Genomic DNA, 22,407 nt, shown 5'->3' on the forward strand with positions numbered 1-22,407 from the left:
ATGACGAGGTCTCCTTGATATGAAATTGATAGCTGCCTGCGCTTGCTGGACGGGCGCTGCAGGCCGATTTGGCTTGAAAATCGGTTCAAGCCGGCGCAAAGCGCCAGATGCCCTCGGCATCGCGCGTGCGCCGCAGCTGGCCGCCGAACCACAGGCGGTGCAGGTGCGCCACCGCCTCGCCCAGGGCGAAGGTGGTCTGGTGCAGGTCGAGCGGGCGCTTGAACAGCACGGGCAGCACGTCGTAGGCGCACACGGGTTGCACGCGCGCGGCCTGCATCACTTCATCGAGCCGGTCGCGGTGGTGGTCGTGCAACTGCGCGATGCGCACGTGCAGGCCGGTGAAGGGCTTGCCGTGCGAGGGCAGCACCAGCACGTCGCGCGGCAGCGGCTGAAAGCGCTCGATGGAATCGAGGAACAGCGTCAGCGCATCGGCCTCGGGCTCCATCTCGTACACGCTGACGTTGGTGGAAATGCGCGGCAGCACCATGTCGCCGCTGATCAGCACGTTCAGCGCCTCGCAGTACAGCGCCATGTGCTCGGGCGCGTGGCCGTAGCCGTCGATGCAGCGCCAGGCCTGGCCGCCGATGGTCAGCGTCTGCCCGTCCATCAGCCGCGCGAACGACAGCGGCACCGCCGGCACCAGGCCGCGGTAGTAGCTCTTGCGGTTGCGGATCTGCGCCAGGTCGTCGGCGCTGGTCATGCCGTGGCTGCGGAAGTACTCGGCCAGGCGCTCGCCGCCGAAGCTGTTGACCACCTCGCAGGCGTAGCGGGCGGTCTGGTAGTCGGTGGCGCTGATCCACAGGCGGCATTCGTGCTGCGGCGTGCTCCAGCGCTCGCACAGCCAGTGCGCCAGGCCGATGTGGTCGGGGTGCATGTGCGTGACCACCACGCGCAGGATGGGCAGGCCGTCCAGCTCGTGCGCGAACACCTGCTCCCACAGCGCGCGCGACTCGGGGCGGTCGATGCAGGTGTCCACCACGGTCCAGCCGTCGCGGCCGTCCAGCCGGTCGCGCAGCAGCCACAGGTTGATGTGATCCAGCGCGAAGGGCAGCACCATGCGCAGCCACTTCACGCCGGGGGCGATCTGGATGGCGCCACCCGGCGGCGGCAGCTGGTCGGCCAGCGGGTAGTGCAGAGCGCGTTCGAGTTCGGCGGCAAGGGACATGGGCTTGTTCTTCAGCGGCGGTGCGCTACGATGGCACGCGAGCTTGACGTGCACGTCACCCCGCGATTTCATTCTATGAAGGAGCCGCGCCGCGCGCCCAGCACGTGCGCGACAGCCTTGCAGTCCACCATGGCCACCACCTACACCATCAGCGATCTGGCGCGCGAGTTCGACCTGACGCCGCGTGCCATGCGCTTCTATGAAGACATGGGCCTGCTGCAGCCCGGGCGCAGCGGCCCCGGCGGGCGCCAGCGCGTGTACAGCAACCGCGACCGCACGCGCCTGAAGCTGACCCTGCGCGCCAAGCGCCTGGGCCTGTCGCTGCACGAGGCCAAGGCGCTGATCGACATGTACGACAGCCCGCGCGACACCGGGCCGCAGCTGCGCAAGTTCCTGCAGGTGCTGAGCCAGCACCGCGCCCAGCTGGAGGCGCAGCTGGCCGAGCTGCAGGCCACGCTGAGCGAGATCAGCGAGCACGAGAAGGAAGCGCGCAGCCTGCTGGCGCGCGTCGACCGGCCGGCCGCGAAGAAGGCCAAGGCCAATTGACGTTAACGTAAACGTAAATCACAATCCGGGATTGCCATGAACACCACGCCCGACGCCCAGGCCCTGCACGACCGCGTGGCCAGCAGCTTTGCCCGCCAGGGCATGATGCAGCACCTGGGCGCGCAGCTGCGGCGCGTGGAGCCGGGCCTGGTCGAGATCTGGCTGCCCTACTCCGACAAGGTGACCCAGCAGCAGGACGGCTTTCACGGCGGCGCCATGGGCGCGGTGGCCGACATCGCGGGTGGCTATGCGGGGCTGACGATCGCGCCCGAGGGCATGGAAGTCGTCACCGCCGAATACAAGATCAACTTTCTCGGCAGCTACCAGGGCGGCGCGCTGCGTGCCATCGGCCGCGTGGTGAAGCCGGGCAAGCGCCTCATCGTCTGCACCGCCGAGGTGGTGCACGTGGACGACGATGGCAAGCAAGGGCCTTGCGCGCTGATGCAGCAGACCCTGGTGCCGGTTCCCAAAACCTACTGACCCGCTTTTCCCCAGGAGACAAACCATGAGCAACCTGCCCGGCCTGAACTTCCAGCTTGGCGAAGACATCGACGCCCTGCGCGATGCCGTGCGCGACTTTGCTTTAGGCCAGATCGCCCCGCGCGCGGCCGAGATCGACAAGAGCGACCAGTTCCCGATGGACTTGTGGCCCAAGATGGGCGAGCTGGGCGTGCTGGGCATCACCGTGCCCGAGCAGTACGGCGGCGCCGACATGGGCTATCTGGCGCACATGATCGCCATGGAAGAGATCAGCCGCGCCAGCGCCTCGGTGGGCCTGTCCTACGGCGCGCACTCCAACCTGTGCGTCAACCAGATCAAGCGCAACGGCAGCGAGGCGCAGAAGCAGAAATACCTGCCCAAGCTGATCAGCGGCGAGCACGTGGGCGCGCTGGCCATGTCCGAGCCGGGCGCCGGCAGCGACGTCATCAGCATGAAGCTGCGCGCCGAGGACAAGGGCGGCTACTACCTGCTGAACGGCACCAAGATGTGGATCACCAACGGCCCCGACGCCGACACCATGGTGGTCTACGCCAAGACCGAGCCCGAGCTGGGCGCGCGCGGCGTCACGGCCTTCATCGTCGAAAAGGGCATGAAGGGCTTTGGCACGGCGCAGAAGCTGGACAAGCTGGGCATGCGCGGCAGCCACACGGGCGAGATGGTGTTCGACAACGTCGAGGTGCCCGAGGCGAACATTCTGGGCAACCTGAACGGCGGCGCCAAGGTGCTGATGAGCGGGCTGGACTACGAGCGCGCCGTGCTGGCCGGCGGGCCCGTCGGCATCATGCAGGCGGTGATGGACAACGTGGTGCCCTACATCCACGACCGCAAGCAGTTCGGCCAGAGCATCGGTGAATTCCAGCTGGTGCAGGGCAAGGTGGCCGACATGTACACCGTGCTGCAGGCCGGCCGCGCCTTCCTCTACACCATCGGCAAGAACCTGGACGCGCTGGGCAGCGAGCACGTGCGCCAGGTGCGCAAGGACTGCGCCAGCGTCATCCTGTGGACGGCCGAGATGGCCACCAGGATGGCCGGCGACGGCATCCAGCTGTTCGGCGGCAACGGCTACATCAACGACTACCCACTGGGCCGCCTGTGGCGCGACGCCAAGCTGTACGAGATCGGCGCCGGCACCAGCGAGATTCGCCGCATGCTGATCGGGCGCGAGTTGTTCGCCGAGACGATGTGAGGCGGACGGCCCTCCGCGTTGACCTTCAAACGCCGGGGGGGGGACCTTCCAGATTTTTTCAATGGTGAAAAAAGCTTCCAGCGCCCAAATACCAAGCGCCAGCAGCTTCTTTTTTCATACCTCAAAGCCGCGCCAAATGGCAATCGCCTGTTTCTACCCTTTGAGGGCCGAAACAGGCCTGGCGCACACCACGCGCACGCACGGCAGCGCGCCGAGCACCGGCTCAGCGCCTGCGCCGGCCCGCGGCCGACACCACACGCGCCACGCGCGCCTTGGCCGGCACGGGCGCCACGGTCTTGCGGGCGGCCCCGACGGCCGGGGTGTCGGTCTGCGTGGCCCGCTCGGCGGCGTAGCCCCAGTCGGCGGCGTACTTCTTCTTCATCTGCGCGTAGTTGCGCAGATACTGCGCGCCCAGGCGCTGCTTCTGCGCCGCGGTCAGAATCTTGCCGCTGACCTGAAAGAAGCCGCGCTCCTCTTCTTCCAGGTGGTGGCGCACCTCGTGCGCCAGTTCCCTGGCCTTCTCGCCCCAGGCTTCGCCCTCGGGCGCCAGCTGGCCCAGCGCCGCCACCAGTTCGTCCAGATCGTGGTGCTCGGCCAGCGCATGGCGGGCGCTGTCGATGCCGCGGTCGTCCATCAGCATGGGCGCGTACAGAAAGCGCTCCTCGGCGGCGGCGTGGGCGGCCAGCTCCAGCTTGAGGGTGAGGAAGGCGTCGCGCCGGCCCTGCGGGTTGGTGGCGCGCGTGCGCGTCAGGCGGGTGCACCATGCGCGCTGAATCTCGTGGCTCTCGCGCAGGGCTTGGTAGATGTCGGGTGTGGTCATGGCGCGGGCGGTGCGTCGCGCACTTGTGTTGCAATCGAGGTCATGCCCGCATTGTGCGAAGCCGCGCCCCCCGCCGCTGTAGGACGCGCGCGCCCCTGCGTCGCAGACATCATGCCCGCCATTTGTGTGAAAGCATCGCCTTGACCGAACCTCAAGCCACCCACCCCCTGCAGCTGCTGCTGGACAACAACCGCGCCTGGGCCGAGCGCGTGGAGCGCGAACACCCCGGCTTCTTCAAGCGCCTGTCCGACCAGCAATCGCCCAAATACCTGTGGATCGGCTGCTCCGACAGCCGCGTGCCGGCCAACCAGGTCATCGGCCTGGCGCCGGGCGAGGTGTTCGTGCACCGCAACGTGGCCAACGTGGTCACGCACTCCGACCTGAACGCGCTGTCGGTGATCCAGTTCGCCGTCGACGTGCTCAAGGTCGAGCACATCATGGTCGTCGGCCACTACGGCTGCGGCGGCGTGCTGGCCGTGCTGCACGAAAAGCGCGTGGGCCTGGCCGACAACTGGCTGCGCCACGTGCACGACGTGAAGATGCGCCACCGCGGCCGCCTGATGCACCTGTGCAGCCACGAGCAGGAAGACGTGCTGTGCGAGATGAACGTGATCGAACAGGTGGGCAACGTGGCGCAATCCAACGTGGTGCAGGACGCCTGGGCGCGCGGCCAGCCGCTGGCAGTGCACGGCTGGTGCTACGGCCTGAAGGACGGCATGGTGAAGGACCTGGGCGTCACCATGGCGCACCCGGGCGAGGTGGTGGACGTGTTCCGCGCCGCCATCAAGCGCTACCCACGCGCGCCGGACGCCAAACCCGGCTCCAGCGATCTGCCCCTGTAGCCACCATGCCGCTGGCCGCGCTCGACTCCCCCCTGGCGCGCGCCATCGCGCAGGCCATGGTCGACGGCTTCAACCGCCACTACACGCTGTTTCGCACCGAGTCGGCGCGCGCCAAGCACCGCTTTGAAACCTGCGACTGGCACGGCCAGCAACGCGCCCAGCGCGAGCGCATCGAGTTCTACGACCTGCGCGTGCGCGAATGCCAGCGCCGGCTCGAGCGCGAGTTCAAGGCCGGCGAGCAACCCATGGCCGTGTGGCAGCAGGTCAAACTGCACTACATCGGCCTGCTGGTGCAGCACCAGCAGCCCGAGCTGGCCGAGACCTTCTTCAACTCGGTCACCACGCGCATCCTGCACCGCAGCTACTTCCACAACGACTTCATCTTCGTGCGCCCGGCCATCAGCACCGAATACCTGGAGACCGACGACCCGCGCGCCAAGACCACCTACCAGGCCTTCTACCCCGCCGGCGCGCCGCTGCAGGACACCGTGCGCGCCATGCTCGAATCCTTTGCGCTGCACTGCGACTTCGAAGACCTGGCCCGCGATGCCCGCCGCGTGGCCGACGCCATGCAGCGCGAGCTGGGCGAAGGCCGCGCGCGGCCCAACTTCCAGGTGCAGGCGCTCAGCAGCCTGTTCTACCGCAACAAGGGCGCGTACCTGGTGGGCAAGCTCATCAACGGTTTCACCGAAGTGCCGTTCGCGCTGGCGCTGCTGCACCGCACGCCCGGCACGCTGTTCGTCGACGCCGCGCTGTTCGGCGAGGACGACCTGGCGGTGCTGTTCAGCTTCTCGCGCGCCTACTTCATGGTCGACATGGCCATACCGTCCGCCTACGTGCAGTTCCTGCGCAGCCTGATGCCGCGCAAGCCGCGCGCCGAAATCTACAACGCGCTGGGCCTGGCCAAACAGGGCAAGAACCTGTTCTACCGCGACCTGCTGTGGCACCTGCGGCACAGCACCGATCAGTTCCGCATCGCCCCCGGCATCAAGGGCATGGTGATGCTGGTGTTCGACCTGCCCAGCTTCCCCTACGTGTTCAAGATCATCCGGGACCGCTTTGCGCCACCCAAGGACACCACGCGCGAGCAGGTGCGCGGCAAGTACCAGCTGGTCAAGCGGCACGACCGCGTGGGCCGCATGGCCGACACCATGGAGTTCTCGCTGCTGGCCTTCCCGCGCGAGCGATTCACCGACGAACTCATCGCCGAGATCGAACAGCACGCCGCCAGCCAGCTCGAAATCTCCGACCGCGACGGCGACGGCGCCACCGAGGTCATCATCCAGCATGCCTACATCGAGCGGCGCATGATCCCGCTGAACATGTACCTGCAGGAAGCCTTCGACGCCGGCGAGGGCGACGCCGCGGCCAGCGCGCAGCTGGAGCGCGCCGTCGTCGAATACGGCAACGCCATCAAGGACCTGGTGGCCGCCAACATCTTCCCCGGCGACATGCTGTGGAAGAACTTCGGCGTCACGCGCCACGGCAAGGTGGTGTTTTACGACTACGACGAGATCGAATACATCACCGACTGCAACTTCCGCCGCGTGCCACCGCCGCGCAACGAAGAAGACGAGATGAGCGGCGAGATCTGGTACCACGTCGGCAAGCACGACGTGTTCCCCGAAACCTTCGCCCCCTTCCTGCTCGGCAACCCGCGCGTGCGCGAGGCCTTCATGCGCCACCATGCCGATCTGCTGGAGCCCGGGTTCTGGCAGCGCAATAAGGAACGCATCCAGCGGGGCGAGGTGATCGATTTCTTTCCGTATGGGGCGCACCGGCGGTTTGGTATCAACGGTGGCATCGACGACGCCGTTGAACTCGCTGACTCCATGGCGCTGAACGCCTAAACGCCGGCTGAGCAACCCTACGCTACTGGACCGACGACAACGGAGTCATCAGATTGAAATCGCTTTCTACATCCTGACCATGAATCCAACTGATTGGCTCACACTGGCCCTCGTAGGCATTACCGGTTGGTATGCGTGGCTGACAAGGCGGATGCTTATCGCTAACGAGGCCATGCTTGATGCGGTACGTAAGCAGCAACATGCAACTATGCGCCCTTATGTGCAGATCAGCACGAGTGTGCGCACTGGTACAAATCTCATCTATCTTGAGATTCTGAACGTTGGTAAGACTGCAGCAAACGATCTGACTTTGGCGTTAGATACGGACATATATCCACTCGAACAAGTAGGTGAGCACAGCAATCTACGAAACACTTCTGCGTTTTCCCGAACCATACGCAGCTTCCCACCGGATTCAAAGCTTCGATTTCTCCTTGGCACCGGTCCTTCGATACTCACTGGGAAGCAAGGTGCCTGTCCACGGGAGTTCAACGTTAGTGCCACCTATTTAGCCGGTCATGAGCGAGTTGTTGAAGTTTCACCAATCGATCTAAACCCCTATCTGCACACGGAGGTTCCCCAGGATCCCGTGGTCGAAGAACTGAGGAAGTTGCGCGAAAAGCTAACAGGGCTTGAACGCATTCGATGAGCTCTTAACAGTCATTAGCTGCGTATCTGTATTACTTGACGAAAGGAACCAAAGTGTCCGACCCCATCTGCATCGTTTCCGCCGCCCGCACCCCCATGGGCAGTTTCCAGGGCGACTTCGCCAACCTGGCCGCGCACGACCTGGGCGGGGCGGCGATCAAGGCCGCCGTCGAACGCGCCGGGATCAAGCCCGAACTGGTCACCGAAGTGCTGTTCGGCAACTGCCTGATGGCCGGCCAGGGCCAGGCGCCGGCGCGGCAGGCGGCGTTCAAGGGCGGGCTGCCCAAGAGCGCCGGCGCCGTGACGTTGAGCAAGATGTGCGGCTCGGGCATGCGCGCGGCCATGTTCGCGCACGACATGCTGGTGGCCGGCACGCACGACGTGCTGGTGGCCGGCGGCATGGAGAGCATGACCGGCGCGCCCTACCTGCTGCTGAAGGGGCGCGGCGGCTACCGTATGGGCCACGACCGCGTGTTCGACCACATGATGCTCGACGGCCTGGAAGACGCCTACGAGCCCGGCCGCAGCATGGGCACGTTCGGCGAGGACTGCGCCGCCAAGTACGGCTTCACACGCGAGCAGCAAGACAAGTTCGCTCAAACCAGCGTGCAGCGTGCGCAGGACGCCATCAAATCCGGTGCATTCAAGGACGAGATCACGCCCGTCACCGTGAAGGACCGCAAGGGCGAGCGCGTGGTCGACACCGATGAAGGCCCGGGCAAGATCAACATCGACAAGATTCCCACGCTCAAGCCCGCCTTCAAGAAGGACGGCACGGTGACGGCGGCGGCCAGCTCCAGCATCAACGACGGCGCCGCCGCCATGGTGCTGATGCGCGAATCGACGGCGAAGAAGCTAGGCTGCAAGCCGCTGGCGAGGATCGTCGCCCACGCCACGCACGCGCAGGAGCCGGAGTGGTTCAGCACCGCCCCGATCGGCGCCAGCGAGAAGGTGCTGGCCAAGGCCGGCTGGAAGACGGACGACGTCGACCTGTGGGAAATCAACGAAGCCTTCGCCGTGGTGCCGATGGCGCTGATGCACGACATGAAGGTGCCGCACGACAAGGTCAACGTCAACGGCGGCGCCTGCGCGCTGGGCCACCCCATCGGCGCCAGCGGTGCACGCATCATGGTCACGCTGATCCATGCGCTGAAGGCGCGTGGCAAGAAGAAAGGCATCGCCACGCTGTGCATCGGCGGCGGCGAAGCGACGGCCGTGGCACTGGAGATGGTATGAAAATCATAGCTGCTCGCGCTTGATGGACGAGCGCTGGACGCCTGTTTGATTCATGAACGGCGCCGACTCGGCACCCCGATGGAAACCCCATGCCCACCACCCTCCTCCTCGGCGCCTCGCGCGGCATCGGCCTGGAACTGGCGCGCCAGGCCGTGGCCGCCGGCGAGCGTGTGATCGCCACGGCGCGCAGCGACGATGGCCTGGCCACGCTGCGTGAACTGGGTTGTCAGGTGCTGAAGCTGGACGTGGCCAACCCGGCCAGCGTCAGCGGCCTGGCCTGGCAGCTCGATGGCGAGAAGATCGACACCGGCTGGCACGTGGCCGGCGTGATGTGCAGCCGCGCCGACGCCACGCAGCCGCCCACGCAGCAAGACTTCGACCGCGTGATGCACGCCAACGTGCTGGGCGCCATGCAGGTGATTCCGCAGGTGGCGCCGTTGGTCGAGGCGGCGCAGGGGCGCTTTGCCTTTCTCTCCAGCGTGATGGGGCAGATCGGCAGCGCGGCGGGCAGCAACGCCTGGCTGTACCGCGTCAGCAAGGCGGCGCTGAACATGGCCGTGGCCTCGGCGCGGCATGCGTACCCGCAGGCCACCTTCGTGTGCCTGCACCCCGGCTGGGCGCAGACCGACATGGGCGGTGGCGCGGCGCCCGTGGCGGTGCCTGACAGCGCTGCCGGCCTGCGCCGTGTGGTTGCCGCGCTCACCCCGGCCGACAATGGCGCCTTCCTTCAATACGACGGACAACGCTTTTCTTCATGTTGAAAAAATGAAAGCCCCCCTGAGTCGGCCTGCGGCCGCCTTCCCCCCATGGGGGACAACGCCAGTGGCCGGTACAAGCCCGGCCACGGCGTTCGCTCGGATGGCCTGCTCCGCGGTCGCCGGCTTCCTTGTGCTTGATGCGCTGCGGGTGGAGCCCAGCGCGGGACGACTGACATGCTTTTGACGACCGACCAGGAGATGATCCGCGACGCCGTGCGCGCCTTCGCGCAGGAACAGCTGTGGCCGCACGCTGCGCAGTGGAGCCGCGAGCGCACCTTCCCCGAGGCCGCGCACCGCGGCCTGGCCGAGCTGGGCGCCTACGGCATCTGCGTGCCCGAGGAATACGGCGGCGCCGGCCTCGACTACCTGACGCTGGCGCTGGTACTGGAGGAGATCGCCGCTGGCGACGGCGGCACCAGCACGCCGATCAGCGTCACCAACTGCCCCTACAACGCGATCCTGATGCGCTACGGCACCGAGGCGCAAAAGCAGCAATGGCTGTCCCCCGCCGCGCGCGGCGAGATGCTGGGCGCCTTCGCGCTGACCGAGCCGCACGTGGGCAGCGACGCCTCGGCCCTGCGCGCCACGGCGGTGAAGGACGGCGACGAGTGGGTGCTGAACGGCGTCAAGCAGTTCATCACCAGCGGCAAGAACGGCCACGTGGCCATCGTGATTGCCGTCACCGACAAGGCGGCGGGCAAGCGCGGCCTGTCGGCCTTCATCGTGCCCACGCACCGGCTCGGCAACAGCGGTTGGGTGGTGGCGCGCATCGAGGACAAGCTGGGCCAGCACAGCAGCGACACGGCGCAGATCAACCTGGAAAACTGCCGCGTGCCGGCCGCCAACCTGATCGGCGAGGAGGGCGAGGGCTACAAGATCGCCCTCAGCGCGCTGGAGGGTGGGCGCATCGGCATCGGCGCCCAGGCCGTGGGCATGGCGCGCAGCGCGCTCGAAGTGGCCATCCAGTACGCCAAGGAGCGCGAGGCCTTCGGCGTGCCCATCATCGACCACCAGGCGGTGAGCTTCCGCCTGGCCGACTGCGCGACCCGGCTGGAGGCTGCGCGCCAACTGATCTGGCACGCCGCCAGCCTGCGCGATGCCGGCAAACCCTGCCTGAAGGAAGCGGCCATGGCCAAGCTGTTCGCCACCGAGACGGCCGAGGCCGTGTGCAGCGCCGCCATCCAGACGCTGGGCGGCTACGGCTACGTCAGCGACTTTCCGCTCGAACGCATCTACCGCGACGTGCGCGTGTGCCAGATCTACGAAGGTACCAGCGACGTGCAGAAGATCATCATCTCGCGGGCGCTGTAGATTCAGGCCAAACAAGGCTTCAGCGCCCATCCATCAAGCGCCAACAGCTATCGTTAGAATAGCGATCTTGATCGGCAACTGAAGGCAGCGATCGCATGAGAATCATCATCCTCGGCGCCGGCCGCGTGGGCGAGAGCGTGGCCGAGACCATGGTGTCGGAGGCCAACGACATCACCGTGGTCGACCCCGATCCCGAGCGCCTGCGCATGCTGGAGGACCGGCTGGACCTGCGCGGCGTGGCCGGCAACGGCATCCAGCCCTCGGTGCTGCGCGGCGCCGGTGCGCAGGACTGTGACCTGTTCATCGCCTGCACGCCGCAGGACGAGACCAACCTGGTGGCCTGCAAGATCGCGCACGACGTGTTCGGCATCCCGACCACCATCGCGCGCCTGCGCTCGCCCGAGTTCCGCCAGGGCGACAAGCTGCTGGAGAAGGACGGCTTCGCCGTCGACCACGTGATCTGCCCCGAGGAATCGGTCACGCGCACCATCCACCAGCTGATCGAATACCCCGAGGCGCTGCAGGTGGTGAAGTTCTCGCAGAGCCAGGCGCACCTGATCGTGGTGCGCGTGTCGGCCGGCAGCTACCTGGCCAACCACAGCATTGCCGAGTTCCGCGCCCACCGCGCCGACGTGCCGATGCGCATCGTCGGCATCTACCGGCGCGACCAGGAACTGCCGGTGGCCGCCGAGACGCGCGTGCAGGCCGGCGACGAGGTGTTCGTGCTGACGGGCCGCGAGACGGTGCGCGCCGCGCTGCACACCATCGGCAACCCGGATCGTCCGGTGCGCCGCGTGATGATCGCCGGCGGCGGCAAGGTTGGCCTGCGGCTGGCGCGCGGGCTGGTGGGAAAGTGCGAGGTGAAGATCCTCGAAAACAACCGCAAGCGCTGCGACTACCTGGCCAGCGAGCTGCCGCCCGAGATGCTGGTGCTGCAGGGCGACGGCACCGACGAGGAGCTGCTGCTCGATGAAAACGTGGCCGACATGGACCTGTTCATCGCCGTCACCAACGACGACGAGGACAACATCCTCTCGGCCATGCTGGCCAAGCGCATGGGCGCGCGCCGCGTCATCGCGCTCATCAACCGCCGCGCCTACGCCGACCTGATGCAGGGCAGCACCATCGACATCGCCATCTCGCCGGCGCACGCCGTGATCGGCGAGCTGCTGATGCACGTGCGCCGCGGCGCCGTGGCGGCCGTGCACAGCCTGCGCGGCGGCACGGCCGAGGCGCTGGAGGGCGTGGCGCATGGCGACGCCAAGACATCGCACCTGGTGGGCCGGCGCATCGAGCAGATCAAGCTGCCGGCGGGCGCGCGCATCGGCGCCATCGTGCGCGGCGAGGGCAGCAGCGCCCACACCGTGGTGCCCACGCACGACGTGGTGATCGAGCCGGACGACCACGTGATCATCTTCCTGCCCAACAAGCGCATGGTGCGCGAGGTGGAGAAGCTGTTTCAGGTGCGTGCAACGTTCCTATGACCCCCCTGAGTCGCTTCGCGCCTTCCCCCCGAAGGGGGGACAACGCTGCTGGCCGGCGCAGGTCCGGCCACGGCGTTCTGGTGTGGCCTGCTCCGCGGCCCCTGGTCGGTTGCCGCATGGCCTGCTGCGCGGCCCTGCGCCCCGATGTGGGAGCGGCCTTGGCCGCGATTCGGCGTTTCGGCGGGCGCTGTGCTGCCATCGCGGCCAAGGCCGCTCCCCCAGCATCCGATCTTCATTGACCCCATGAGCCGCTTCGCCCCCGCCTTCCTGGTGCTCTCGTGGGTCGTCATGGGCTTCTCGTTCGCCTTCTTCGTGCCGATGGCGTGGGACTGGTTTGGCGAGGGCGGCACGCACGTGCATGTGTGGGCCTGGTGCTTCGCCTTCACGCTGGCCACCGGCGCCTGGCTGTGGGTGCGCACGCGCCACGCCAACCGCGAGCTGACGGTGCGCGACGGCTTTCTGCTGGTCACGCTGGTGTGGGTGGTGCTGCCGGTCTACGCCGCGCTGCCGCTGATGTACGCGGTGCAGGGCCTGAGCTTCACCGACGCCTATTTCGAGGCCATGAGCGGCCTCACCGCCACCGGCGCCACGGCCATGGCGGGGCTCGATCTGCTGGCGCCCTCGGTCAACATCTGGCGCTGCTTTCTGCAGCTGATCGGTGGCCTGGGCATCATGCTGCTGGCGGTGGCCATCCTGCCCTTCCTGGGCCTGGGCGGCGCGCAGCTGTACAAGGCCGAGATGCCCGGCCCCATGAAGGAGCAGCGCCTAACGCCGCGCCTGGCCGAGACAGCGCGCGGCCTGTGGGGCGTGTACTTCGTGCTGTCGCTGGGCTGCCTGCTGGCCTACCGCTGGGGTGGCATGAGCTGGTCCGACGCCTTCATGCACATGTGCACCACCGTCGGGCTGGGGGGGGCTGTCGTCGCACGACGCCAGCTTCGGCCACTGGAATTCGCCGCAGCTGGAATGGACGGCGGTGCTGTTCATGTCGCTGGCGGGCATCAGCTTTGCGCGCTACTTCATGCTGTGGCGCCAGCGCTCCTTCTCACCCGTGGTGCGCGATACCGAGGTGCGCGCCTACCTGGGCGTGCTGGGCCTGGCCACGCTGCTGGTGATGTCGATGCTGCTGGTGGAGCGGGTGGTCGACGACTTCCCCAGCGCCATCCGGCAGGCGGCGTTCCAGGTGGTGTCGGTGGCCACCACCACCGGCTACGCCACCACCGACTACCTGCTGTGGCCGAGCTTCGTGCCGGTGCTGCTGCTGTTTCTGGGCTGTTTCGTGTCGTGCGCCGGCTCCACGGGCGGTGGCATCAAGATGGTGCGCGTGCTGGTGCTGGTGAAGGTGGCGCAGCGCGAGCTGGTGCGCATCATCCACCCGCGCGTGGTGTACCCGGTGGCGCTGGGCCGCACCATCGTGCCGCCCGACATCATCTGGGCCGTGATGGCCTTCATGCTGATCTACGGCGGCACCATGGTGGGCCTGACGATGCTGATGCTGGCCTCGGGGCTGGACGTGGTGACCGCCTTCACCGCCATCGTGGCCTGCCTCAACAACATCGGCCCCGGCATGGGCAAGGTGGGCCCGGCGGGCAACTACGCGGTACTCAGCGACTTCCAGATCTGGCTGTGCTCGGCCGCCATGCTGCTGGGGCGGCTGGAGATGCTGTCGGTGCTGGTGCTGTTCACGCCCCAGTTCTGGAAGCGCTGATGAAGGCGGCCACCACCCACTGCCCCTGTGGCCGCACCGATGCGCGTGGCCGGCCGATGACTTACGCCGCCTGCTGCGGCCGCTATCTGGACCACTGGGATGAGCAGCCCGCGCCCGATGCCGAAAGCTTGATGCGCTCGCGCTACAGCGCCTTCGTGCTGCAGCGCGCCGACTACCTGCTGGCCACCTGGCACGCGCCGCAGCGGCCGCCGTCCGTCGATTTCGACGCAGGCGCGCGCTGGCTGGGGCTGGAAGTTCGTTCAGCCCGTGCGACCGGCGACGACACCGCCGAGGTCGAGTTCGTCGCCCGCCACCGCATCGCCGGCCGCGCCGTGCGCCTGCACGAGCGCAGCCGCTTCGTGAGCGAGGGTGGGCGCTGGTTCTACGTCGATGGTGTTTTTGAATGATTTTGGCCTGCAACGCTTGCCTGACGAGCGCAAATAGCTATGAATTTTGAAGCGATCCTGTTCGACTGCGACGGCGTGCTGGTCGACAGCGAGCCCATCACCCACGGCGTGCTGCGCGACCAGCTGGCCGAAAGCGGCTGGGACATGCCGATCGACGAATGCATGCGCCACTTCATCGGCCGCACCGTGCGCAGCCAGGCCGCGCTGATCGAATCGCGCACCGGCAGGCCGTTGACCGACGAATGGATGGCGCGTTTCTACGCCCGGCGCGACGAGCTGCTGCGCGCCCAGCTGCAGCCCATCGACGGCGCGCTGGATGCCGTGCGCGCGGCCCATGCGCACACCGGCGGCCGCATCGCCTGTGCCTCGGGCGCCGACCGCGGCAAGCTGCTGCTGCAACTGGCGAAGGTGGGCCTGACCGAGTGGTTCGGCCCGCACGTGTTCAGCGGGCACGACCTGCCGCGCAGCAAGCCCTTCCCCGACGTCTACCTGGCCGCCGCGCAATCGGTCGGCATCGCGCCCGAGCGCTGCCTGGTGATCGAGGACACGCCCACCGGCGTGCAGGCCGGCGTGGCGGCGGGCGCCACCGTGTGGGCGCTGCGGTCGAGCACGGGCGATGCGGCGGCGCTGCGCGATGCGGGCGCCGCGCAGCTGTTCGATTCGATGCGCGAACTGGCCAGGTTGTGGCGCCAGAAGACGCCTCAGGCAGCGTTGTAGGAGCGGGCTTGCCCGCGATGAGGCGTTGGCGGTGACGAGGCGCCTCATCGCGGGCAAGCCCGCTCCTACAACACGGTCTGAAACCTCTTGATGATCAATCAAAATGATAGCTGCCATCGCCCGCTATTGAATGATTTCAGATATAAATTAAGGCAATGCTGATTAAGGTCCACCGTTGTGGGGTTTCAACCGTTATCCGCCTATGAAGCAGCAGACCCTGGCCATGGCCGCAGATCAAGACAGCGGATTCGAGCATTCGCGCAAGCCCACCCGACGCGAAGAGTTCTTGCAAACCATGGATGCCATCGTGCCATGGGCCGCCCTCTGCCAGGTGATAGAGCCACACTACCCCAAGGCAGGCAACGGCCGCCCGCCCATTGGCCTTGAGCGCATGCTGCGCATCCATTTTCTTCAGCACTGGTTCAACCTGGCCGATCTGGCGTGCGAGGAGGCTCTGTATGACAGCGCCAGTCTGCGCCGCTTTGTGGGCATTGATCTGGGCCGCGAACGCGTGCCCGATGCCACCACGCTGCTGAAGTTTCGCAAACTGCTCAATGAGCACAAACTGGGCGAAGCCCTGTTTGCCAAGGTAGGCCAGCAACTGCAGGAGCGCGGCTTCAAGGTCAACACCGGCACCATCGTGGATGCAACCATCATCGCAGCGCCCAGCTCCACCAAGAACGCCGACAAGGCACGCGACCCCGACATGCATCAGACGCGGAAGGGCCAGCAATGGTATTTCGGCATGAAGCTGCACATTGGCGTGGACAGCCAAAGCGGGCTGGCGCACAGCGCCGTGGTGACGGCGGCCAATGTGCACGACAAACACCCTCTGCCCGATCTGCTGCATGGCAACGAACAGCGCGTGTACGGCGACTCGGCCTACGCCAGCCAGAAAGCGCTGATCCGGGGCAAGGCACCCAAAGCCAAAGACTTCACCAACCAGCGCACCCGCAGGTGCGGGGTGGTTGACGAGACGCAGCGGTCCAAGAACCGCAACAAGTCACGCATCCGCGCTCGCGTAGAGCATGTGTTCGGGGTGGTCAAGCGGTTGTGGGGCTTTGGCAAGGTGCGCTATCGCGGGCTGCAAAAGAACGCGACGCGGGCGTTCACGGCCTTGGCGCTGGCCAACATCTACCTGGGCCGAGGGCAATTGCTGGGACAGGTGCGCCCGTAGGGGTTTGAAGGGGGCTGAAAGCCTCCAGAGAGCGGGCTCAGCGGGCCGAGATTCGGCAGCGTTTCACGCCATTTGGCATTCAAATGGTTCGTGCCATGGATTGACGCTACTTGATCAGCATTGCCTTAACCCGAAATAATTGAATGACAGGCGCAGGCAGCTATTGAATTGATTGCGGCCTGCAATCGCGCCAAACCGCTCCGTGCCGCCTCACCAGTGCGCCCCGAACTGCCGCCGCAGTTCGTCGATGCGCGCCTCGTCCAGCGGCGTGACGCCGGGCGACAGCATCGCCAGGCGCGCCGTTTCCTCCATTTCCTCCAGCGTGGCCATGGCGGCCGCCGGCGAGTCGTGCCACACGTTCGGCCCCAGCCGCGCCAGCATCACGGCGCGGATCGGCGTGCCGCGCGCGGCGTAGTCGGCGATGGCCTGCGCCACCGCTTCGGCCGCCGCCGCATCGCCCGGGCGGTGATACGAGATGTGCGGCACATGGCCCACCTTCATCACGAAGTACGGCGTGATCGGCGGCAGCAGCTCCGCCTGCCCTTCGCTGCGCAGGCTGAGCGCCACGCAGTGCGTGCTGTGCGTGTGGATGACGCAGCGCGTGTGCGGATCGCTCGCCGCCGCGGCGGCGTAGATGCGGCGGTGCAGCGCAATGGTCTTGCTGGCCCGGTCGCCGCTCAGCTGCTGCCCCTGCGCATCGAGCCGCGCCAGCCGCGCGGGGTCGAGTGCGCCCAGGCAGGCGTCGGTCGGTGTGATGAGAAAGCCGCCGTCGTCCAGCCGCACGCTGATGTTGCCGGCCGTGGCGTGCACGTAGCCGCGCGCGAACAGGCTGGCGCCGATGCGGCAGATGTCTTCGCGGGCCTGGGATTCGGTCATGCGAGTTGCGCGAACGCCTTGGTGAAGAAATCGTCGCTGCCGAAGTTGCCGGACTTCAGCGCCAGGTGCAGCGGCCCGTCGTTGCCGAATGCGTGGCACCACGGCACGCCGGGGTCGATCTGTGGGCCAATCTGCATCTGCCGCACGCCCAGCGCCTGCACCACGGCGCCGGAGGTCTCACCCCCCGCCACCACCAACTGGCGCACGCCCAGGCGCAGCAAGCCCTGCGCCACCTCGGCCAGCGCCTGCTCGACCAGCGCGCCGGCGCCTTCGGTGCCCAGTTGCGCCTGCACGGCCGCCACCGCCATTGGTTCGGCCGTGGAGTAGATCAGCACCGGCCCCGACGGCAGTTGCGCCTCGGCCAGTGCCAACGCCTCGGCCACCGCGCCCGCACGGTCGCGCGCCAGCCGCAGCGGATCGAGCACATGGGCCACGCCGCCGCCAGCGATGAAGTGCGCCACCTGCGCGTTCGTCGCCTGCGAGCAGCTGCCCGACACGATGGCGCGCAAGCCGCTGGCCGGCGGCAGCGCACTCGCCTGTGCCGACGGCTGCAGCCCGAAATTGCCCGGCAGCGCAATGGCGACGCCCGAGCCGGCGGTGACCAGCGGCAGGTCGGCCAGCGCCGGGCCCAGCCGCAGCAGGTCGTCGTTGCTCACCGCATCCACGATGGCGATGGCCACGCCCTGCGCCTTCAGTTCGTCGATGCGGGCGCGGATCGCACATTGGCCCGCCGCCACCGCGCGGTGATCGATCAACCCCACGCGCCGGCGGCACTGCGCCTGCAGCACGCGCACCAGGTTGGCGTCGCGCATGGGGGTCAGCGGGTGGTCCTTCATGCCGCTGTCGGAGAGCAGCACGTCGCCCACGAACAGGTGGCCCTTGAACACCGTGCGCCCGTTGTCTGGGAAGGCCGGCGTCGCGATGGTGAAGTCGCAGCCCAGCGCGTCCATCAGTGCCTCGGTCACGGGGCCGATGTTGCCCTGCGGCGTGCTGTCGAAAGTGGAGCAGTACTTGAAATATATCTGTCGGCTGCCCGCCGCCTGCAGCCAGCGCAGCGCGACCAGCGACTGCGCCACGGCATCGGCCGCAGGGATGGTGCGCGACTTCAGCGCCACCACCACGGCGTCGACATCGACATCCAATGGCCCCTCCGGCACGCCGATGGTCTGCAGCACGCGCATGCCGGCGCGCACCAGGTTGTTGGCGAGATCCGTGGCGCCGGTGAAGTCGTCGGCAATGCAGCCCAGCTGGATGGGTTTCACGTTTTCTTCTCCGGCAGCGTGATCCCCGGGAAGATCTTGATCACCGCCGCATCGTCCTCGCGCGCGAAGCCGGCCGTGCTGGCCTGCATGAACATCTGGTGCGCCGTGCTCGACAGCGGCAGCGGAAACTTGCTCGCGCGCGCCATGTCCAGCACCAGCCCCAGGTCCTTGACGAAGATGTCGACCGCCGACAGCGGCGTGTAGTCGCCCGCCAGCACGTGCGCCATGCGGTTCTCGAACATCCAGCTGTTGCCCGCGCTGTGCGTGATGACCTCGTACAGCGCGGCAGGGTCCACGCCCTCGCGCAGGCCCAGCGCCATGGCCTCGGCCGCGGCGGCAATGTGCACGCCGGCCAGCAGCTGGTTGATGATCTTCACCTTGCTGCCGGCGCCCGGCGCGTCGCCCAGGCGGTAGACCTGCGCCGCCATGGCGTCGAGCACGGCGCCGGCCTTGGCGTAGGCGGCGGCGCTGCCGGCCGTCATCATGGTGATCTGGCCCTGCGCCGCGCGCGCGGCGCCGCCCGAGATGGGCGCGTCCAGGTACAGCAGGCCGCGCTCGTCCAACCGATCTGCCAGCGCGGCCGACCAGGCCGGGTCGACGGTGGAACACATCACGAACACGCTGCCGGGGCGCAGCGTACCGGCACAGCCGTCGGCGCCGAACAGCAGCTCTTCGGTCTGCTGCGCGTTGACGACCACGCTGACCACCACGTCGCACTGCGCGCCCAGCGCGGCCGGCGAGGCGCAGGCCGTGCCGCCGGCCTGCGCAAAGGCCTGCGCTACCTCGGCACGCACGTCGTGCACGCACAGCGCGAAGCCGGCCCGCCGCAGCGACGCCGCCATGCCCGCGCCCATGGCGCCCAGGCCGATCACGCCCACGCGGGGGCGGCCGCTGTCCGCTGTGCTCAAAGAGGTCTCCTCACGCTGTCTTCCGGATGGCTCGCAGCATACGCCAGCGCTGCCCGGCGCCTTGGCCGGGCGCCCGCGCGATGGGCACCACGCCGGCAGGCAAACCTCTAAGATGCACCGCATGAGCGATGCCCCCACGCCCGCGCACCTGCGCGCCACGCCCGCGATCGACGCGGATCATCCCGATGTCCAGGCCTTCGCGCGCGAACATGCCCAAGGGGCGAACGAACGCGAACGCGCCGTGGCGCTGACACACGCCGTGCGCGACGGTTTCCGTTACGACCCGTACCGCATCGATCTGTCGCCCACCGGCATGCGCGCCAGCACCGTGCTGGCCAACGGCTACGGCTGGTGCGTGCCCAAGGCCGCGCTGCTGGCGGCGGTGGCACGCGCCGCCGGCATTCCGGCGCGGCTGGGCTTTGCCGACGTGCGCAACCACCTGAGCACCGAGCGCATGCGCGAGACCATGAAGACCGACCTGTTCATCTGGCACGGCTACACCGAACTGTGGATCGACGGCGCCTGGCGCAAGGCCACGCCGGCGTTCAACCTCAGCCTGTGCGAGAAGTTCGGCCTGCACCCGCTGGATTTCGACGGCGTGCACGACAGCATCTACCACCCGTTCGACAAGGCCGGCAACCGCCACATGGAATACGTGAACGAGCGCGGCGCCTTCGACGACCTGCCGCTGGCGCAGATCGTGGCCGACTTCCACACCACCTATCCTGGCTGGATGCCCGGCGCCGAGCTGCACAGCCGGCTGGAGCAGGCCGACTTTCTGGCCGATGTGGCGCGCGAGACCGCGCCGGGGGGCTGACCGATGGCGACCTGGCACGACAGCGCGCCCATGAACCCCCTGGATGCCGACGCCGAGCGCCTGGCCGCGCAGCGCCAGGACTACACGGGCGACGAGCCGAGCTTCTTCGGCCCGCTGCAGCCGGGCGAAACGCTGCAGGATTCGGTGGTGCTCAGCGACGGCCTGCCGCAGGGGCTGGCGGCGCGCCTGGGCGGCTGCTACCAGCTGCTGTACTTCGTGCGCGGCGATGGCCTGCTGGACGACGAGGAGCGGCGCATGCTGCACGCGCTGCTGCGCGCCCGCACGCCGGTGCTGCCGCTGCTGATCACGCGCGGCGGTTTGAAGATTCAAGGCTTCGAGTCGCTGGTCGACATGGAGGGCGAACTGGCGCGCCGTTGCGATGCGCGCGCCCGCACCAGCTACCTGCTCGACCCACAGGCGCGCGTGCTGGCGCGCTGGCGGCGGCTGAATCTGGACGAAGTGGGCAAGGCGATGGCACGCAGCGGTGCGCAGGGCGCTGGCGAGCCAGCCGGGTAGGCAGCACCACCGCGCTGCGCCCGCCGGTTTCACGCAGGGGGCCGTCAAAAGCCCGTGCGCTCCGGCACGCGCGCCACAAGAAGGCCACCACGAGAAGGCGGCCCTAAGACAAGGGGAGTATCTGCCTGTTACGCGCGCCCATCAAGCGTTGACGGATAGGTTATAGAGGAGTATCCAGACCAGTCACCCCACTCAGTGCCCGTTCCACCCCCAGCCCCAGCGCCAGCACGGCGCGGTCTCGTCCACCGGCTGCAGCCAGCGTCAGGCCCACCGGCGCGTCGCCCCGCGCATGGCAAGGCAGCGACAGCGCGCAGCCATCCAGGAAGTTGATCAGCGTCGGGTTGCGCAGGATGAGGCCGTTGGCGGCGAAATAAGCCTGATCGCTGGCCACCAGTTCTTCGATGCGGGGCGCCACGATGGGCACGGTGGGCATCAGCAGGGCGTCGAACGGTGCGATGCGTGCCTCGACCTGCGCGATCCAGCGCCGGCGCGCCGCCAGCAGGTCGATGTAATCGGCCGCGCCCATGGCCTCGCCGCCGCGCAGGCGCAGGCCGACGCGCGGGTCGTACTCGTCGCCGCGCTCGGTCAGCAACTGGCGGTGCCAAGCCCAGGCCTCGGCGCCGGCCAGCGTGCCGCGCGCATGCAGGCGGCCCAGTTCGGCGAACTCGGGCACGGCGATGCGCTGCAGGCGCGCGCCAGCTTGCTGCAGCGTGGCGCAGGCGCGCTCGAAGGCCGCGACCACGGTGTCGTCCACATCGTTCAGCACCAGCGTCTCGGGGATCGCCAGCCGCGCACCCGCGACGTCGCGCAACGCGGGCACGGTGGGCGGCTCGCCGGCCAGGATGGCATCGACGATGGCACAGCAGCGCACGCTAGCGGCCAGCGGGCCGATCGAATCGAGCGAGGTGGACAGCGGCAGCGCGCCTTCGGTGGGCACGCGCCGCTGCGTCGGCTTGAAGCCGGTGAGCCCGCACAGCGCCGACGGGATGCGCACCGAGCCGCCCGTGTCGCTGCCGATGCCGACCACCGCCATGCCATCGGTCACCGACACGGCCGCGCCGCTCGACGAGCCGCCAGGAATGCGGCCACCATCGACGCGATCCCACGGGTTCTTCGGCGTGCCGTAGTGCGGGTTCAGCCCCAGACCCGAGAAAGCGAACTCCGTCATGTTGGTGCGCCCGACGATCACCGCGCCAGCGGCGATCAGGCGGTCGATGACGGGCGCGTTGCGATCGGCCGGCGGCGCATCCTTCAACACCACCGAGCCCGAGGTGGTGACCTGGCCCGCCACGTCGAACAAGTCCTTCACCGACACCGGCAGGCCTTCGAGCGGCGAACGCACGATGCCGGCGGCGCGCAGCGTGTCGCTGGCCTGTGCCGCGGCGCGGGCGCGTTCGGCATCGATGAGGGTGAAGACGCGCGCGCCTTCACTGGCAGGGTCTTGCGCGCGGGTCAGCGCGGCTTCGGTCAGTTGCTGCGAGGTCCGGCGACCGGCGGCCAGGTCGGCGGCGAGTTGCGTGATGGTGGGAACGGCGTTCATGGCGATGGCGGCGCAAGCGGTGGAAAACGGCGAGCGTACATCGCGCCCGCACGATCGTGCGCGCAGCGGTGGGCATGGCGCGGCTTAGTTCATTATTGATAGCTGCCAGCGCTTGCTGTACAAGAACTGGCGGCC

At 67.9% G+C, this 22,407-nt stretch carries 21 protein-coding genes and 1 pseudogene; 16 read left to right on the forward strand and 6 right to left on the reverse strand.

Annotated elements, in window-relative coordinates; all coding sequences use genetic code 11:
- Positions 1–85: 85 nt before the first annotated feature.
- A complete protein-coding gene (locus tag ACFSCU_RS00680; RefSeq protein ID WP_180550431.1) occupies positions 86–1,165 on the reverse strand; it encodes an MBL fold metallo-hydrolase in 1,080 nt (359 codons plus the stop codon).
- Between the two features lie 129 nt (positions 1,166–1,294).
- Here ACFSCU_RS00680 and ACFSCU_RS00685 point away from each other — a divergent pair, with 129 nt between their 5' ends.
- From ACFSCU_RS00685 to ACFSCU_RS00695, 3 genes are read left to right on the forward strand one after another with little or no spacing between them, the layout of a single operon-like run.
- Positions 1,295–1,711, forward strand: a complete 417-nt coding sequence (locus ACFSCU_RS00685; protein WP_180550430.1) for a MerR family transcriptional regulator — start codon at positions 1,295–1,297, stop codon at positions 1,709–1,711.
- A 36-nt stretch (positions 1,712–1,747) separates the two neighbouring features.
- Positions 1,748–2,191: a PaaI family thioesterase gene (locus tag ACFSCU_RS00690; protein ID WP_257645749.1), complete on the forward strand. Its 444-nt coding sequence runs from the start codon at positions 1,748–1,750 to the stop codon at positions 2,189–2,191.
- A gap of 25 nt (positions 2,192–2,216) precedes the next feature.
- Positions 2,217–3,398 carry an isovaleryl-CoA dehydrogenase gene (locus ACFSCU_RS00695; protein ID WP_377559518.1) on the forward strand — a complete coding sequence of 394 codons (1,182 nt, stop codon included), beginning with the start codon at positions 2,217–2,219 and terminating at the stop codon, positions 3,396–3,398.
- Positions 3,399–3,621: 223 nt separating this feature from the next.
- Here the strand turns inward: ACFSCU_RS00695 and ACFSCU_RS00700 are convergent, their stop codons facing one another.
- Complete coding sequence (locus tag ACFSCU_RS00700) at positions 3,622–4,218, reverse strand: hemerythrin domain-containing protein (RefSeq protein ID WP_377559521.1); 597 nt, start codon at positions 4,216–4,218, stop codon at positions 3,622–3,624.
- Positions 4,219–4,358: 140 nt separating this feature from the next.
- Here ACFSCU_RS00700 and can point away from each other — a divergent pair, with 140 nt between their 5' ends.
- The 11 genes and pseudogenes from can (at position 4,359) to ACFSCU_RS00755 (ending at position 16,353) form a co-directional block, all read left to right on the forward strand.
- The gene (gene can / locus ACFSCU_RS00705; RefSeq protein WP_333706606.1) at positions 4,359–5,060 is read left to right on the forward strand and encodes a carbonate dehydratase; all 702 of its coding nucleotides are present in this window, start codon (positions 4,359–4,361) and stop codon (positions 5,058–5,060) included.
- 5 nt (positions 5,061–5,065) lie between these two features.
- The gene (aceK, locus tag ACFSCU_RS00710) at positions 5,066–6,910 is read left to right on the forward strand and encodes a bifunctional isocitrate dehydrogenase kinase/phosphatase (protein WP_377559523.1); all 1,845 of its coding nucleotides are present in this window, start codon (positions 5,066–5,068) and stop codon (positions 6,908–6,910) included.
- A 79-nt stretch (positions 6,911–6,989) separates the two neighbouring features.
- Positions 6,990–7,559, forward strand: a complete 570-nt coding sequence (locus ACFSCU_RS00715) for a hypothetical protein (protein WP_180550429.1) — start codon at positions 6,990–6,992, stop codon at positions 7,557–7,559.
- Between the two features lie 53 nt (positions 7,560–7,612).
- Positions 7,613–8,794 (forward strand): acetyl-CoA C-acyltransferase, encoded by a 1,182-nt coding sequence (locus ACFSCU_RS00720; RefSeq protein WP_377559526.1) that lies wholly within the window; start codon positions 7,613–7,615, stop codon positions 8,792–8,794.
- 89 nt (positions 8,795–8,883) lie between these two features.
- On the forward strand, positions 8,884–9,555 hold the full coding sequence (locus ACFSCU_RS00725) for an SDR family oxidoreductase (protein WP_180550428.1): 672 nt from the start codon (positions 8,884–8,886) through the stop codon (positions 9,553–9,555).
- Positions 9,556–9,726: 171 nt separating this feature from the next.
- Positions 9,727–10,863 carry an acyl-CoA dehydrogenase family protein gene (locus tag ACFSCU_RS00730; RefSeq protein WP_377559528.1) on the forward strand — a complete coding sequence of 379 codons (1,137 nt, stop codon included), beginning with the start codon at positions 9,727–9,729 and terminating at the stop codon, positions 10,861–10,863.
- A 95-nt stretch (positions 10,864–10,958) separates the two neighbouring features.
- Positions 10,959–12,347, forward strand: coding sequence for a Trk system potassium transporter TrkA (gene trkA / locus ACFSCU_RS00735; RefSeq protein ID WP_180550427.1), 1,389 nt, complete (start codon positions 10,959–10,961; stop codon positions 12,345–12,347).
- A gap of 243 nt (positions 12,348–12,590) precedes the next feature.
- A pseudogene (locus ACFSCU_RS00740) lies at positions 12,591–14,052 on the forward strand (TrkH family potassium uptake protein).
- Entirely contained in the window at positions 14,052–14,459 is a 408-nt protein-coding gene (locus ACFSCU_RS00745; protein ID WP_180550426.1) for a YchJ family protein, read from the forward strand. Before ACFSCU_RS00740 ends, ACFSCU_RS00745 begins: the two are co-directional and overlap by 1 nt.
- A gap of 39 nt (positions 14,460–14,498) precedes the next feature.
- On the forward strand, positions 14,499–15,176 hold the full coding sequence (locus ACFSCU_RS00750; RefSeq protein ID WP_180550425.1) for an HAD family hydrolase: 678 nt from the start codon (positions 14,499–14,501) through the stop codon (positions 15,174–15,176).
- A 202-nt stretch (positions 15,177–15,378) separates the two neighbouring features.
- Positions 15,379–16,353 carry an IS5 family transposase gene (locus ACFSCU_RS00755; protein WP_024815148.1) on the forward strand — a complete coding sequence of 325 codons (975 nt, stop codon included), beginning with the start codon at positions 15,379–15,381 and terminating at the stop codon, positions 16,351–16,353.
- A gap of 210 nt (positions 16,354–16,563) precedes the next feature.
- Here ACFSCU_RS00755 and ACFSCU_RS00760 read toward each other — a convergent pair whose 3' ends face one another.
- From ACFSCU_RS00760 to ltnD, 3 genes are read right to left on the reverse strand one after another with little or no spacing between them, the layout of a single operon-like run.
- Positions 16,564–17,229, reverse strand: a complete 666-nt coding sequence (locus tag ACFSCU_RS00760; RefSeq protein ID WP_180550424.1) for a class II aldolase/adducin family protein — start codon at positions 17,227–17,229, stop codon at positions 16,564–16,566.
- Positions 17,226–18,491 carry a 3-oxo-tetronate kinase gene (otnK, locus tag ACFSCU_RS00765; protein WP_377559531.1) on the reverse strand — a complete coding sequence of 422 codons (1,266 nt, stop codon included), beginning with the start codon at positions 18,489–18,491 and terminating at the stop codon, positions 17,226–17,228. Before otnK ends, ACFSCU_RS00760 begins: the two co-directional genes overlap by 4 nt.
- Positions 18,488–19,399, reverse strand: coding sequence for an L-threonate dehydrogenase (gene ltnD, locus ACFSCU_RS00770; RefSeq protein ID WP_377559532.1), 912 nt, complete (start codon positions 19,397–19,399; stop codon positions 18,488–18,490). The genes otnK and ltnD overlap by 4 nt, the downstream gene beginning before the upstream one ends.
- Positions 19,400–19,520: 121 nt before the next feature.
- On the opposite strand from ltnD, the gene ACFSCU_RS00775 reads away from it, so the two are divergent.
- Positions 19,521–20,216, forward strand: a complete 696-nt coding sequence (locus ACFSCU_RS00775; RefSeq protein ID WP_377559533.1) for a transglutaminase-like domain-containing protein — start codon at positions 19,521–19,523, stop codon at positions 20,214–20,216.
- A 30-nt stretch (positions 20,217–20,246) separates the two neighbouring features.
- Entirely contained in the window at positions 20,247–20,732 is a 486-nt protein-coding gene (locus ACFSCU_RS00780) for an FAD-dependent oxidoreductase (RefSeq protein ID WP_377559534.1), read from the forward strand.
- Positions 20,733–20,892: 160 nt separating this feature from the next.
- Here ACFSCU_RS00780 and ACFSCU_RS00785 read toward each other — a convergent pair whose 3' ends face one another.
- Positions 20,893–22,272 carry an amidase gene (locus ACFSCU_RS00785; protein ID WP_180550421.1) on the reverse strand — a complete coding sequence of 460 codons (1,380 nt, stop codon included), beginning with the start codon at positions 22,270–22,272 and terminating at the stop codon, positions 20,893–20,895.
- Positions 22,273–22,407 lie beyond the last annotated feature (135 nt).

It is taken from the genome of Ottowia beijingensis (genome assembly GCF_042680925.1).
GTDB lineage: Bacteria > Pseudomonadota > Gammaproteobacteria > Burkholderiales > Burkholderiaceae_C > Ottowia > Ottowia beijingensis.

What these genes read in the sequence shown, in the direction of transcription:
- ACFSCU_RS00775 (WP_377559533.1), top strand. Translation starts at nt 19,521, where the DNA reads ATGAGCGATGCCCCCACGCCCGCGCACCTGCGCGCCACGCCCGCGATC.
- ACFSCU_RS00700 (WP_377559521.1), bottom strand. Translation starts at nt 4,218, where the DNA reads ATGACCACACCCGACATCTACCAAGCCCTGCGCGAGAGCCACGAGATT.
- ACFSCU_RS00785 (WP_180550421.1), bottom strand. Translation starts at nt 22,272, where the DNA reads ATGAACGCCGTTCCCACCATCACGCAACTCGCCGCCGACCTGGCCGCC.
- aceK (WP_377559523.1), top strand. Translation starts at nt 5,066, where the DNA reads ATGCCGCTGGCCGCGCTCGACTCCCCCCTGGCGCGCGCCATCGCGCAG.
- ACFSCU_RS00755 (WP_024815148.1), top strand. Translation starts at nt 15,379, where the DNA reads ATGAAGCAGCAGACCCTGGCCATGGCCGCAGATCAAGACAGCGGATTC.
- ACFSCU_RS00695 (WP_377559518.1), top strand. Translation starts at nt 2,217, where the DNA reads ATGAGCAACCTGCCCGGCCTGAACTTCCAGCTTGGCGAAGACATCGAC.
- ACFSCU_RS00730 (WP_377559528.1), top strand. Translation starts at nt 9,727, where the DNA reads ATGCTTTTGACGACCGACCAGGAGATGATCCGCGACGCCGTGCGCGCC.
- ACFSCU_RS00685 (WP_180550430.1), top strand. Translation starts at nt 1,295, where the DNA reads ATGGCCACCACCTACACCATCAGCGATCTGGCGCGCGAGTTCGACCTG.
- trkA (WP_180550427.1), top strand. Translation starts at nt 10,959, where the DNA reads ATGAGAATCATCATCCTCGGCGCCGGCCGCGTGGGCGAGAGCGTGGCC.
- ACFSCU_RS00760 (WP_180550424.1), bottom strand. Translation starts at nt 17,229, where the DNA reads ATGACCGAATCCCAGGCCCGCGAAGACATCTGCCGCATCGGCGCCAGC.
- ACFSCU_RS00690 (WP_257645749.1), top strand. Translation starts at nt 1,748, where the DNA reads ATGAACACCACGCCCGACGCCCAGGCCCTGCACGACCGCGTGGCCAGC.
- ACFSCU_RS00725 (WP_180550428.1), top strand. Translation starts at nt 8,884, where the DNA reads ATGCCCACCACCCTCCTCCTCGGCGCCTCGCGCGGCATCGGCCTGGAA.
- ACFSCU_RS00745 (WP_180550426.1), top strand. Translation starts at nt 14,052, where the DNA reads ATGAAGGCGGCCACCACCCACTGCCCCTGTGGCCGCACCGATGCGCGT.
- ACFSCU_RS00715 (WP_180550429.1), top strand. Translation starts at nt 6,990, where the DNA reads ATGAATCCAACTGATTGGCTCACACTGGCCCTCGTAGGCATTACCGGT.
- ACFSCU_RS00750 (WP_180550425.1), top strand. Translation starts at nt 14,499, where the DNA reads ATGAATTTTGAAGCGATCCTGTTCGACTGCGACGGCGTGCTGGTCGAC.
- ACFSCU_RS00680 (WP_180550431.1), bottom strand. Translation starts at nt 1,165, where the DNA reads ATGTCCCTTGCCGCCGAACTCGAACGCGCTCTGCACTACCCGCTGGCC.
- ACFSCU_RS00780 (WP_377559534.1), top strand. Translation starts at nt 20,247, where the DNA reads ATGAACCCCCTGGATGCCGACGCCGAGCGCCTGGCCGCGCAGCGCCAG.